Origin of the sequence: Streptomyces sichuanensis (genome assembly GCF_020328095.1) — a bacterium.
Classification (GTDB): Bacteria; Actinomycetota; Actinomycetes; order Streptomycetales; family Streptomycetaceae; genus Streptomyces; species Streptomyces cinnamoneus.
Map to the genome: position 1 here is coordinate 1 of NZ_JAIXMK010000044.1, position 12,129 is coordinate 12,129.

General features: G+C 73.1%; 14 protein-coding genes. 4 read left to right on the forward strand and 10 right to left on the reverse strand.

The window, feature by feature from the left end; all coding sequences use genetic code 11:
• Window positions 1–79: 79 nt before the first annotated feature.
• Window positions 80–730, reverse strand: coding sequence for an NAD(P)-dependent oxidoreductase (locus LE181_RS14790; protein WP_225661725.1), 651 nt, complete (start codon window positions 728–730; stop codon window positions 80–82).
• A gap of 5 nt (window positions 731–735) precedes the next feature.
• Window positions 736–1,659 (reverse strand): EamA family transporter, encoded by a 924-nt coding sequence (locus LE181_RS14795; RefSeq protein WP_225661726.1) that lies wholly within the window; start codon window positions 1,657–1,659, stop codon window positions 736–738.
• A gap of 77 nt (window positions 1,660–1,736) precedes the next feature.
• Here LE181_RS14795 and LE181_RS14800 point away from each other — a divergent pair, with 77 nt between their 5' ends.
• Window positions 1,737–2,231: a MarR family winged helix-turn-helix transcriptional regulator gene (locus tag LE181_RS14800; RefSeq protein ID WP_225661728.1), complete on the forward strand. Its 495-nt coding sequence runs from the start codon at window positions 1,737–1,739 to the stop codon at window positions 2,229–2,231.
• A gap of 18 nt (window positions 2,232–2,249) precedes the next feature.
• Here LE181_RS14800 and LE181_RS14805 read toward each other — a convergent pair whose 3' ends face one another.
• The 6 genes from LE181_RS14805 to LE181_RS14830 form a co-directional block, all read right to left on the reverse strand.
• A complete protein-coding gene (locus tag LE181_RS14805; RefSeq protein ID WP_225661729.1) occupies window positions 2,250–3,356 on the reverse strand; it encodes an amidinotransferase in 1,107 nt (368 codons plus the stop codon).
• Between the two features lie 96 nt (window positions 3,357–3,452).
• Window positions 3,453–4,241: an ABC transporter permease gene (locus LE181_RS14810; RefSeq protein ID WP_225661730.1), complete on the reverse strand. Its 789-nt coding sequence runs from the start codon at window positions 4,239–4,241 to the stop codon at window positions 3,453–3,455.
• Window positions 4,238–5,224, reverse strand: a complete 987-nt coding sequence (locus LE181_RS14815) for an ATP-binding cassette domain-containing protein (protein WP_372458363.1) — start codon at window positions 5,222–5,224, stop codon at window positions 4,238–4,240. The genes LE181_RS14810 and LE181_RS14815 overlap by 4 nt, the downstream gene beginning before the upstream one ends.
• Before the next feature lie 77 nt (window positions 5,225–5,301).
• Window positions 5,302–6,144, reverse strand: a complete 843-nt coding sequence (locus LE181_RS14820) for a DUF4097 family beta strand repeat-containing protein (protein WP_225661733.1) — start codon at window positions 6,142–6,144, stop codon at window positions 5,302–5,304.
• Window positions 6,145–6,241: 97 nt separating this feature from the next.
• The gene (locus LE181_RS14825) at window positions 6,242–6,760 is read right to left on the reverse strand and encodes a toxin-antitoxin system HicB family antitoxin (protein ID WP_225661734.1); all 519 of its coding nucleotides are present in this window, start codon (window positions 6,758–6,760) and stop codon (window positions 6,242–6,244) included.
• Between the two features lie 193 nt (window positions 6,761–6,953).
• Entirely contained in the window at window positions 6,954–7,904 is a 951-nt protein-coding gene (locus LE181_RS14830; RefSeq protein WP_225661735.1) for a LysR family transcriptional regulator, read from the reverse strand.
• An 89-nt stretch (window positions 7,905–7,993) separates the two neighbouring features.
• Here LE181_RS14830 and LE181_RS14835 point away from each other — a divergent pair, with 89 nt between their 5' ends.
• The 3 genes from LE181_RS14835 to LE181_RS14845 all read left to right on the forward strand — a co-directional run bounded on the left by LE181_RS14835 (window position 7,994) and on the right by LE181_RS14845 (window position 10,305).
• Entirely contained in the window at window positions 7,994–8,914 is a 921-nt protein-coding gene (locus tag LE181_RS14835; protein ID WP_225661737.1) for a zinc-binding dehydrogenase, read from the forward strand.
• The gene (locus LE181_RS14840) at window positions 8,911–9,939 is read left to right on the forward strand and encodes an alpha/beta hydrolase family protein (RefSeq protein WP_225661738.1); all 1,029 of its coding nucleotides are present in this window, start codon (window positions 8,911–8,913) and stop codon (window positions 9,937–9,939) included. The genes LE181_RS14835 and LE181_RS14840 overlap by 4 nt, the downstream gene beginning before the upstream one ends.
• Before the next feature lie 171 nt (window positions 9,940–10,110).
• Entirely contained in the window at window positions 10,111–10,305 is a 195-nt protein-coding gene (locus LE181_RS14845; protein ID WP_225661740.1) for an antitoxin, read from the forward strand.
• A gap of 90 nt (window positions 10,306–10,395) precedes the next feature.
• Here the strand turns inward: LE181_RS14845 and bla are convergent, their stop codons facing one another.
• Both bla and LE181_RS14855 read right to left on the reverse strand, forming a co-directional pair.
• On the reverse strand, window positions 10,396–11,316 hold the full coding sequence (bla, locus tag LE181_RS14850; RefSeq protein WP_225661741.1) for a class A beta-lactamase: 921 nt from the start codon (window positions 11,314–11,316) through the stop codon (window positions 10,396–10,398).
• A 69-nt stretch (window positions 11,317–11,385) separates the two neighbouring features.
• A complete protein-coding gene (locus LE181_RS14855; protein ID WP_225661742.1) occupies window positions 11,386–12,000 on the reverse strand; it encodes a GNAT family N-acetyltransferase in 615 nt (204 codons plus the stop codon).
• Between the last annotated feature and the right edge of the window lie 129 nt (window positions 12,001–12,129).

Consider the following 12,129-nt stretch of genomic DNA (forward strand, 5'->3'; position numbering starts at 1 on the left):
CCCGCTGCCGTCCTCCGCCCGGGCGGAGGCGTCCGGCCCGCCGGGGCCGGTAGCCGGTGAGCCCGCGAGCAGCACGCGGTCAGTACGCCACCGTGAACCGCTCCCCACGGTGCCGCGGCCGTTCGGCCTCGTCCAGCAGGGCCACGGCCAGGTCCTCCATGGAGATCGCCGACGTGCCGGCCGCGTCGACGAGCAGCTCGTCGGCGCCGAGGCGGTACGTGCCGGTGCGCACGCCCGGCTCCAGCAGGGCGGGCGGGCTCAGGTACGTCCAGTCCGCGTCCGCACCGGCGGCACGGCACGCCGCCAGCTGCTCGGTGCAGGCCAGCGCGATGGGCCGCCAGGCCGGAGGGACGAACGCCGGGTCGTCGGCCACGGCCGTACGCCCCTCGCTGCCGGGCACCGTCAGGTTGCCGGCGCCGCCGACCAACAGCAGCCGGACACCGCTCTCCCCCGTGCCGGCCAGCAGGGCCCGGGCCATGGCGACGAGCTCGCCCTCGCTTCCGGGCGCGGGCCGGGTCGCGCCGATCACGACGTCCTGGCCCGCGCTCGCCGCGGCGACATCCCGGGCGTCGCCCGCGTCGCCGGTGCGGAGCTCCGCGCCGGCGGGCACGCGGCCCGCGGCCCGGGACGCGTCCCGCACGACGGCCGTGACGTGATGGCCACGGGACAGCGCCTCGGCCACGACGCGGCTTCCTACGTTTCCGGCTGCGCCGAAGACGGTGATGCGCATGATGTTCAGCTCCTGGGTGCGAGTGCGGAGGTGTTCGGGCGGGAGTGCGTACGGGGGCGGCGGATGCGGGTCCCGGACGGGGTGTGCTTCTGCGCGGCGGCGAGGGCCCCGAGGACGATCAGCCCGCCCACCATCTGGGCGGCGGAGAGCGACTGTCCGAGCGCGAGCCACCCGACGGTGGTGGCGACCGTGGGGCTGAGCAGCCCGAGGAAGGCGACGTCCGTGGCGGGCAGCTCCCGCAGGCCGCGGAACCACAGCGCATAGGCGAGGGCGGAGCCGACGATCGTCAGGTAGGCATAGCCGGCCAGGTTCCCGGTCGTCAGCGACGGGGGCGGCATGCCCTCGACGAACAGCGCCACGGGCAGCAGCAGCGCACCGCCGGCCACCAGTTGCCAGCCGGTCGTCGCGAGCAGCGGCGCGGGGGACGCCCAGCGCTTGCTGAGCACGACCCCGGTGGCCATCACGACGGTGCCGCCGAGAGCGGCCGCCACGCCGACGAAGTCCAGCCGGGCGTCGGCCTGCAGGACGAGCAGGCTGACGCCCGCCACGCCCGCCGCCCCGGCGATCACTGTGCGCGGGGAGAGCCGCTCGCCGAGGAGCCCCGCCGAGAGTCCGGCCGTCAGCAGCGGCGCAATGGCCCCGACCGTGGCCGCCACCCCGCCGGGCAGGCGGTACGCGGCCACGAACAGCAGCGCGAAGAACGCGCCGATGTTGAGCGCCCCGAGCACCAGCGCCCGCCACCACCACGCCCCCGTCGGCAGCCGCCGGGTGACGGCCACCAGCAGGAGCCCCGCGGGCAGGGCGCGCACGACGGCCGCCAGCAGCGGCCGACCGGGCGGCAGGAAGGAGGTGGTGACGGCGTAGGTGGTGCCCCAGATGGCGGGCGCCAGCGCGGTGACGAGAAGGACCCTGGTCCGATTGCTTAGCACTAAGCCAATATATCTCAGCTCTAAGATAACCGTGTGGTGATCTAGCTCACCGCTAAGACATTGCTAGGGTGGGAGCCGTGGCAGATCACGTGGACCGCGTAGCCGAACAGTGGGCCCGGGAGCGTCCCGACCTGGACGTCTCCCCCATGCAGGTCATCGGCCGCCTCTCGCGGCTGTACCAGCTGTTCTCCAGCGAAATGAAGCGCACCTTCGCCGCGCACGGCCTGGACTCGGCGTCCTTCGACGTCCTCGCCACGCTCCGGCGCAGCGAGCCGCCGCACCGCCTCACGCCGGCGGAGCTGATGCGCTCGTCGATGGTCACCTCGGGTGCCATCACCCAGCGTCTCGACCGCCTGGAGGAGCGCGGCCTGGTGACGCGCACCCGCAGCGCCTCGGACGGCCGCAGCGTCGTCGTCTCCCTGACGGACGAGGGCCGCACCCTCGTCGACACGGCCCTGCCGGACCATCTGGCCACGGAGGAACGCCTGCTGTCGGCCCTTTCGGGCGAGGAGCGGGACGCCCTCGTGAGCACGTTCCGGAAGCTGCTGGAGTCGGTGGACACCAAGGGGTAGCCCCCGGGAGGCCAAGGGCTAGGGCCGGGGGAAGTACGACTCCAGCGTCCCGCGGCGCCGGACGTCGAGCGTCGCGCAGTGGAACGAGCCGCCGAACGGCGCGTAGTGCAGCAGGTCGCACGGGACCGGCTCGAACCCCCACCCTTCCAGCGCACGCAGCATCGCGGTGTGGTGCCGCTCCGCGACCACCCGCTTCTCGTCGATCATGAGAACGTTCATGCTGAGCCACTTGCCGCACATCGAGGTGAGTTTGAGCAGGGGCTCCTTCACCGGGCTGGGCTCGGGGGCGACCAGGACGTCCCACGAACGCAGGACGTCGGGCAGGCGGTCGACGTCGATGTACTCGGGGTTGACCAGCACCTTGCCGGGCGCGAGCGGAAGCAGGGTCGTGTCGATGTGCATCGGCCTGCGACAGCTGCTCTCGATCTCGTGGATGCGGTAGCCGGAGCCGAGATGGCGGCGCAGCCAGTCGATGCCCATCCGGTTGGTGACGTTGCTCCGCATGACGAACAGGTCGCGTCCCGCGCGCACGAAGTCCGCCGCGTCGAAGACCGGCTCGAACTCGGTGAGGATGCGCCGCACGGGCTCGCCGGGCCCGGCGGCGCGGAAGTCCGCCTCGTACAAGGCGTCGGTCAGCTGCGGCTTCGGTGCCGCCGTCCAGCGCGCGCCGCGCCGGAAGTAGTCCTTGAGGATCGTGCGGTAGGAGTGGGTCTCGAAGTACCGGCACGGCCAGGCCATCGGGGTCTCGATGATCTCGTCGCCGATGACGAGCATGCTGTCGCGCGGGCAGCTGTTGCAGAAGCCGCGCGACGACCAGTCGGGCGTGCCGAAGCGCCGCTTGTGGTCGACGGCGTCCGGACGCCTGACCGTGACGCCGAGGGACCGCAGGAGGGCGATGAACTGATCGAGCTCGTGCTGCGCCCGCTCGATCAGCACCCGCGGATACCGGACGCCGGCGGTCAGCCCCTGCAACCGCGCCCCCCACGGCGGGAGGTTGCAGGCCACGACGGGGTGGCCGGAGGGGATCGTCGCGCCGTCGAGGCGCCCGACGATGATCTCCTCCAGGGGGTCCCACTCGTTGTGCGAAGCGACCGGGGAAACGAGGGGTTCCGCAGCGTCGGCCATGGGGAACCGTTTTCCACCGCGGCCGCCCGTTACGCATCGGGGCCGATAAAGCACCCGGCGCGCGGACAGTGCCCCGCCCGCGCCCCCGGCATCCGGTCATTTCGGGTCGCGGTCGAACACCGCCTTCGACCAGCGGTAGCCGAGTGCCGTCAGGCCCAGGCACCAGAGGACGGCGATCCACCCGTTGTCGCCGATCCCGGTGCCGAGCAGCAGCCCGCGCAGGGTCTCGATGGCCGGGGTGAACGGCTGGTACTCGGCGATCGGCCGGAACCACCCCGGCATCGCGTCGACCGGGACGAAGGCGCTGGAGACGAGCGGCAGGAAGATCAGCGGCAACGCGTTGTTGCTGGCCGCCTCGGCGTTCGGGCTGACCATGCCCATACCGACCGCGATCCAGGTGAGCGCCAGGGCGAACAGCACGAGCAGTCCGAACGCCGCGAGCCACTCCAGGGGCGTGGCGTCCGTGGAGCGGAAGCCGATGGCCACGGCGACGGCACCGACGAGAACCACGCTGACGACCGCCTGCAGCACGCTGCCGATGACGTGTCCGACGAGCACGGAACCGCGGTGGATCGCCATCGTGCGGAAGCGGGCGATGATGCCCTCGGTCATGTCGTTGGAGACGGACACCGCGGTCCCGACCGTGGTGCCGCCGATGGTCATCAGCAGGATGCCCGGGACGAGGTACGCGATGTACGCGGAGCGGTCCGCGCCGCCGCCCATGCCCGCGCTCATCACGTCGCCGAAGATGTAGACGAACAGCAGCAGCAGGACGATCGGCGTCAGCAGCAGGTTCAGGGTCAGGGACGGGTAGCGCCGCGCGTGCAGCAGGTTGCGCCGCAGCATCGTGGACGAGTCGCGCACGGCGAGGGAGAGCAGGCTCATCGGACCCCCTCCTGGGGCTGGTTCGGGGCGGTGGGGCCGCCGGTCAGGGCGAAGAACACGTCGTCGAGGTCGGGCGTGTGCACGGTCAGTTCGTCCGCCTCGACGCCGGCGGAGTCCAGCCAGTCGAGGATGGAGCGCAGCTCGCGCTGGGTGCCGTCGCTGGGGATCTGCAGCGCGAGGGATTCGTCGTCCCGCGTCACTTCGCGCAGCGCTGCGGCGGCGCTCCGGTACGCGGACGGGTCGCAGAAGCGGAGCCGGACGTATCCGCCGGGGACGAGCCGTTTCAGCTCCTCGGCGGTGCCCTCGGCGGCGATCCTGCCGTCGTTCAGCACGGCGATGCGGTCGGCGAGTTCGTCGGCCTCCTCCAGATACTGGGTGGTGAGGAAGACGGTGACGCCGTCGGAGACGAGCTCGCGGATGATCCGCCACATGGTGTGGCGGGAGCGCGGGTCGAGGCCGGTGGTCGGTTCGTCGAGGAAGATGATCCGCGGGTCGCCGACGAGGGTCATGGCGATGTCGAGGCGGCGCTTCATGCCACCGGAGTAGGTGGAGGCGGGCTTCTTCGCGGCGTCGGTGAGGTCGAAGCGCTCCAGCAGGTCGGCGGTGACGCGCCGCCCCTCGCGCTTGGACAGGTGGTGCAGGTCCGCCATGAGGAGCATGTTCTCCTCGCCGGTGATCAGCCCGTCGACGGCGGAGAACTGCCCGGTGACGCCGATCGCGGCGCGCACCCCGTCCGGGGAGCCGGCGACGTCGTGGCCCGCGACCTGGGCCTGCCCGGCATCGGCGGCGACGAGCGTGGACAGGATCTTCACGGTGGTGGTCTTGCCCGCGCCGTTGGGCCCGAGCAACGCGAACACGGAACCGGCCGGGATGCGCAGATCGATGCCGTCGAGCACGGTCTTGTCGCCGTACGACTTGCGCAGGCCGACGGCGGAGACGGCGACGGGTGGCTGTGGAACGCCGCTCGGGATAGACATGGACATGACAGACGAGCGCATGGGCCCTCCCGTTCGAAGGCTGACGTGGGTGAGGTGAGGCCGGTTCTTCTGCGGGTCGGGGGTCAGGACCTGGCGCGGCGGATGTCGATGTTGCCGTAGCGGGTGCGGGCCCGGACCTCGACGGTGTCCTCGGCCTCCTCCGGGGCCCCGGACGCGGTGAGCGTGTTGCGCACCTGGCCGGAGCCCGAGCTGACGTCGAGCCAGGCGGCCGTGCCCTCGCGGACGCCGACCTCGATGGCGCCGTAGGAGGTCTCCAGCTGGACGGTGCCGCGGGCCACCTCGTCCACCCGCACGGTGCCGTGGGCGGTGGTGGCGGTGACCGAGTCCTCGGCGCGCCGGACCTCGATGTCGCCGTTCGCGTTGCTCACCCGCAGCGCGCCGGTCGCGGCCCCGACGGTCGTGGTGCCGTGCGAGTTCTTCAGGACGGCGGGACCGTCGAGGAGGCCCACGCGCACGCTGCCGGTGCTGGTGGTGATCTCGGCCTTGCCCTCGACCCGGTCCACGGTGATCGAGCCGTGCGACGCGGTCAGCTGCAGCGGGCCGGTCGCGTCGAGGCGGACGTCGCCGGACGAGGTCTTCACGCGGACCTCGCCGAGCCGGCCCTCACCGAGCACCTGGGTCCAGGCACCGGTCATGTCGATGCACGAGCCCGCGGGCAGTTCGACCGTCACGTCGACGATGCCGGTGCGGCCGAACAGGCTCGACTTGGGCGTCCGGACGACCAGGGCACCGCTCGCGTACGTGACCTCGGTCTGCTCGGCCGCCCGCACGTCCAGGTCCTTCTTCGGATTGCGGGGCCGCACGTCGACCACGGTGTCGGCGCGGTCGCTCGCGGTGAACTGAAGGGAGCCGGCCTCCACGCGCGCCGTGACCGAGATCGCTCCGGGAGTGTCGAAAGAAGGCATGGGAGTCCCGTCCTCTTGGGTCTGCAAGACGTCCCCGCTGGTGGGACGTGGTTGTGAGTGAGGTGGTGCGGGTGAAGTGGTGCGGGCGGGGGCGCGGTCAGCGCACCCAGCCCGTGAAGCTCTGTCCGACGGTCCGGGCCTTCTCCGCCGGCCGCGGCCGCGTGCCGCCGTCGACCGCGGCCGACACCGCGCGCACCAGCCACGCGTTGACCGACAGGCCCTCGCGACTCGCGGCCTCCTCGGCGCGGGCCTTGAGGTGGGCCGGCAGCCGCAGGTTGACGCGGGCGGTGCCGCCCTCGTCGCCGTCGGCGGGCGCCTGCGCCGCGAGCGGTTCGACGGGCGCGGCGGCCGCTTCCGCGGGGCCTGCCGCAGCGGACGGCGACGTCACCACGAAGTCGGGGTCCAGTCCCCGCAGCCGTACGTCGACCGACCCCGGGGCGAGCTCGCGGGTGATCTCGTCCGTCGCGGCGGAGAGCACGTTGAGCATGGTCAGACGGGTCGCCGACTCCAGGGGGGCGGTGAGCCGCTCGGCCAGCTCGCGGGCTTCCTGGCCGCCGGCTTCGGCCGCCACCGCGAGTTCGCGGCGCAGGTTCTCGACATACGGGGTGAGGTCCATGACGCCATCATGGCACCACGATGGTGCCACAGGCAAGCCTTGGGGCAGCTCGACGCCGGGCGGGGCTGACGACAGGCAGGCTGACCTGGGGAAACACAGAGGCGCCGGCCTGTGGTGCGGTGGCACCAGAGGCGCTCACATGCGTCGCGGGATACGGAGTGGCACCACATGGCGCCATGTGGTGTCACGTGGCTCAGCGGCACTCATCCCCGTGCCGGGCGGCAGCCGCGGGCGGTTCGGGCAGCCAGTCGCGGGCCGGGTCGTACTCCAGCCATCGGCTCCGTCCCGCTTCGGTGGCGCAGGCGGCGGTGAGGGCGGTCAGTCCCGGATGCTCGTTTCCCGTGCGCCACAGCAGCGACCACGCGTACAGCGGTGTGGGGTCGACCAGCGGGACGGAACGCAGCCCGGGGATCTCCGGCAGCGGCACGTCGGCGGGGAGCAGCGAGAAGCGGTGCGGGTCCCCCGCCACCTCTTCGAGGAAGTGGGTGAGCCCCAGGTTGAGGCTCGCGGCCCTGTCCTGGATGCCGAACCGTTCGGCGAACTGATGGAGGAAGTCGAGCCGGTCCAGCGCACCGGGCGCCCACAGCACGCTGCCGCGCAACCGGTCCGGTCGCAGCGCCGGTTCGGCTGCCAGCGGATGGTCCGTGCTCAGGACGGCGTCCACCGGTTCGAGGCGGACGAGGCGGTGGGCCAGCCCTGCGTGCAGCGGCGGGTGGACCCGCCCGAAGGCCGCGTCGATGTCGCCGTGCAGCAGCGCGGCCGTCACCGACGGCAGATCGCGCCCGTGTCCCGGGACGAGGTCCCCGGCCCGGTCCGCGACCTGGGCCAGCGTCCGCAGGGGCGCGTAGAGGTGTCCCCAGACGTCGACCCGCAGCGGGCGGTCCCGGCCGACGGCCGCCGCGACCGCGGCGTCGGCGGCGGTCAGGGTCTGCCGGGCCGGCGCGAGGAAGCGCCGTCCTGCCTCGGTGAGGCGCACCCCGCTGCCGCCGCGCCGGAAGAGCGTGACCCCGAGCAGGGATTCCAGCCGCGCGATCCTCTTGGACAGCGCCTGCTGGGAGATGGCGAGCGTCCCGGCCGCCCGCCCGAAGTGCAGTTCCTCGGCGGTGCGCACGAAGGCACGTACCTGCGCGACGTCGAGATCCATGGCCCCCACCATAGGTGACAACCGACGGTTGTCGATCTTGCTCGTTCGTTGTTGGATCGCGGGGTGGCCGCGGGGGTTGCATGCTCGGCATGCGAAGACTGATTCCCACGGGGGAGGCGGCACGTCCGGTCGCCTTCGCCGAGGCCCCCCAGCCCGTCCCGGGGTCCGGTGAGGCGCTGATCAAGGTCGAGGCGTTCGCGCCGAACCGGGGCGAGACGTTCCTCCTCGAACGCCCGCGGCCGGGGCTGCTGCCCGGCAAGGACGTGGCGGGGCTCGTCGTCCAGGCCGCCGCCGACGGCTCGGGCCCCGGCATCGGCACCCGTGTCGTCGGGCATCCGGCACACGGAGGCTGGGCGGAGTACGCCGCCGTGCCCACGCACTCCCTCGCCGTGCTGCCGGACGGCGTCGACAGCGTCCGGGCGGCGGCCCTGCCCCTGGCCGGGATCACGGCCCTGCGCCTGTTGCGCACGGCCGGTTCCCTGGCCGGCCGGCGGGTGCTGCTGACCGGCGCCTCGGGCGGGGTCGGCCACTACGTCACCGAGCTGGCCATGGGGGCCGGGGCCGAGCTGACCGCGGTCACGGCCACGCCGGAGCGCGGCGAACGGCTCGCAGAGCTGGGTGCGGAGGTGGTGCACGACGTCGCGGCGGCCCGGGGACCGTTCGACGTCGTGCTGGAGTCCACGGGCGGGCCGGAACTGCCGCTCGCCCTCGCCGCGGTGCGCCCGGGCGGCCTCCTCGTCTGGTTCGGCCAGGCGAGCCGCACCCCCGTCACCCTCGACTTCTTCCAGCTGCTGGGTGGACCCGAGCGCGTCACGATCCAGCACTTCCACTACGCCGGCGCCCCGTACGGCGCCGATCTGGAGGCCCTGGTGCGCCTCGTGGAACAGGGGCGGCTGCACCCGGAGATCGGCCGGGTCGCCGACTGGTCGGAGACCGCCGGCACCCTGGTCGACCTGCGCGAGCGGCGGATCCGCGGCAAGGCCGTCCTGCTGACGGGAGGAACACGATGAGCGCCACCGGGCCCACCACCGCATCCGGCCCCGAAACGGCCGCCGCGTTCGCCGCCGCCCAGTGGACACGCGCCACCGGCGCGGGCGTCGACCCCCACGAGTACCGGCGCGTCACCGACGGCCTCGCCTCCGTCGCCGACTGGGGGCCGTCCTTCCTGCGCACCGGACACGCCCACCTGAAGCGCGCGGAGGACGCGGGATCGTCCGTCTCGGCCGGTGAGCACCTGCTGACGGCGGCCCGGTGGTTCCACCTCGCCACGCTCGCGCCGTACGCGGAGGCGCATCGCGCCGCCGCCGAGGCGGACCGCGCCGTGGGCAGGGCACTCGCCGTGCTGGAGCCGCAGGCCCGGCGCGTGAGCGGCGAGGGGTTCACCGGCTGGCTGCGCGGTCCCGCCGACGCGCCCGGCACCGTGGTCGTCGTCCCCGGCCTGGACTCGGCCAAGGAGGAGTTCCTCGGTCTGGTGTCCGCGCTGCTGGCCAGGGGGCTGGCGGTGTTCGCCATGGACGGCCCCGGGCAGGGCGTGCTCGCGGGCACGACGGTCCTCAGGCCGGACTACGAGCAGGTCGTGGGCCGGGTCGTCGACGCCCTCGGCGTCGCGCGCATCGGGCTCGTCGGCCTCAGCCTGGGCGGCTACTTCGCGGCCCGGACCGCGGCGCTGGAGCCCCGGGTGGCGGCGGTCGCCACCGTCAGCGGCCCCTTCCGCCTCGACTGGGACGAACTGCCCCCGCCCGTACGGGACATCATGGCCCGGCGCACCGGAGGAGCCGACGCCGCCCGCGCGTTCGCCCACCACGTGGACCTCGCCGCCCTGGCGCCCCGCATCGCGGCTCCGCTGCTGGTCGTCGACGGAGGCGCGGACGTCATTCCCGGCGTGACGAACGGCGGGCCCCTGGCCCGGCTGGCACCGCACGGCACGTACCTGTCCGTCCCGCACGGCGACCACCTGCTCGGGAACGCGCGACCCGACTGGCTGCCCCGCCTCGGCGACCACATCGCGCACGCGCTGGCGGGAACCCTGGCGTGAACCGGGGCTCCGGACGGGGCGGTGGCCGCGGCCACGGCCCCGTCCGGCCCTGCCACCCGTCCGCCACGCCGCGCCCCCCGAGGGCCTCCGAGCGCCCCCCGCCTGGGATGCGGCCCCACCCGAAGGCGGCGATGCTGAGGAGGTCAGGCGTTCGCTAAGGAGGACAACCCCATGTCCATGCTCGACAAGCTCAAGGGTCTGATCAAGGGACACCCCGACCAGGCGCGCCAAGGCGTCGAGAAGGCGGGCGACGCGTTCGACGCCCGGACGCAGAACAAGTACCAGAGCCAGGTCGACACGGCCCAGCAGAAGCTGAACGAGCAGCTCGGCACCGACCGCGAGCGCCCGCCGACCGACGACCGTTAGGCCGGGCCGGCCGGCGCCCGCCGGGCCGGGACCGTTCTCCGGCCGCCGGGTCCGGACCGTTCACGGCCGCCGGTCGGAACTGTCCGGCCGTCAGGCCAGACCGAGGGCCTCGACGACGATCTCCGCGGTCTCCTTGACGACGAGGTTGTCGCCCGGCGTGCCGTCCGTGCGCGTCGTATAGATGGAGATGATCAGAGGGGCGGCCTGCGCCGGCCAGACGACGGCGATGTCGTTGATCACTCCGTTCTCGCTCCAGCCGGTCTTGTCGCCCACGCGCCACGTCGCGGGCAGCCCGGCGCGGATGCGCTTCACGCCCGTGGTGCTCGCCATCAGCCAGCGGTTGAGCCGGTCCCGGTCGGGGGCGGCGAGAGCCGTGCCCAGCGTCAGGGCGTGCAGCGTACGGGCCATCGCCTCGGGGGTGGTGGTGTCCCTGGGGTCGCCGGGGATGTTGGAGTTGAGCTCGGGCTCGGTCCGGTCGAGGCGGGTGCAGTGGTCACCGAGCGTCCGGACGAAGGCGTTGAACGCCCGTATGCCGCCGAGCCGTTCCAGCAGGAGGTTGCCGGCGGTGTTGTCGCTCTGGCTGACGGCCGCCGAGCAGAGGGCGTCCACGGTCATGCCCGTGCCGATGTGCTTCGCGGTCTCCGGCGAGAAGTCCGCCACCTTGTCCGCGCCGCCGCTGCTGAGCGCGACGTAGTCCGCGGAGTAGTGGACCACCCGGTCGAGCAACCCGGGGTCCTTCTCGCGCGCCTGGCGCAGGATGCCGGCGGCGGCCACGGCCTTGAACGTCGAGCAGAGCGCGAAGCGCTCCCCGGCGCGGTAGCCGAGGAACCGTCCCGTGCCGGTGTCGTGGGCCGCCACGCCGATGCGGGTGGAGAAGCGGGATTCCAGGGCGCGCAGCCGCTGCCGGGGGCCGGGCGCCGACGCCGCCTGGGCGGTGCCCGGAAGCACGGCCGCCAGCGGGACGGCGGCCGTTGCGAGGAGCAGTCCTCTGCGTGACATGGCTATGTTCATGATCATCAGCCTAATCGCGCGGTACGCGGGACCCCTGCGGTCCGCGGTTTCCGGCCCGGAGGTCGCGGCTCACCACAGCCGGTCGATCTCCCCCGGGTAGAGGCCGATCCGGCTGCCCCGGAACGTGTGCGCGTGCCGGAGCGCCCGTTCCGTGAAGAAACCGGCCATGGTCACCTTGTCGAACCCCGGCCCGTCGCTCGGGAAGGGCTCCTCCGGGGTGCCGCCGATCAGGACCGCGCCCTCCAGCACCGCCCAGCCCGCGCCCTCGTAGAAGCCGCGCAGCTCGCCGTCGCAGGTGAAGAGGCCGAGGTCCGCCCCGCTGTGCGCGATCTCCTCGCGGGCGGCGGCCACGAGCCGCCGCCCGTGCCCCTTGCCCCGGTGCGCCTTCGCGGTGGCGACCGCGCTCAGGCCGGACGCGCGGTAGGTGCGGCCGTCGTGCACGAGGTCCTTGCTCAGGACGTCCAGCGCCGCCGTCACCTCGCCGTCCGGCGTGACGAACAGCATCGTGCGCGGGTCGAGCGTGCTGTCGTGCGCGCCACCGCCCATGCCGGGCCACGCCTCCTCGCGCACCGCCTGCGCCTGCAGGCGCAGCTCTGACGGAATCTCACATTCCGCAAACGTCCGGACCATCCCCACGGCCCACACCCCTCCCCACACGCCCCTGTCGTAGTCGTATCCGTTCACCGACGTTGTTACATCGCCCAGTTGAACACACGCTCGATATCCCTCAAGTCGCCGTATAGCGGACGCGTAACGCCGGTAATCGTTTACCAACAGATCAAATCCTTGTTGCGCCCCTGTCAAACACGCCCA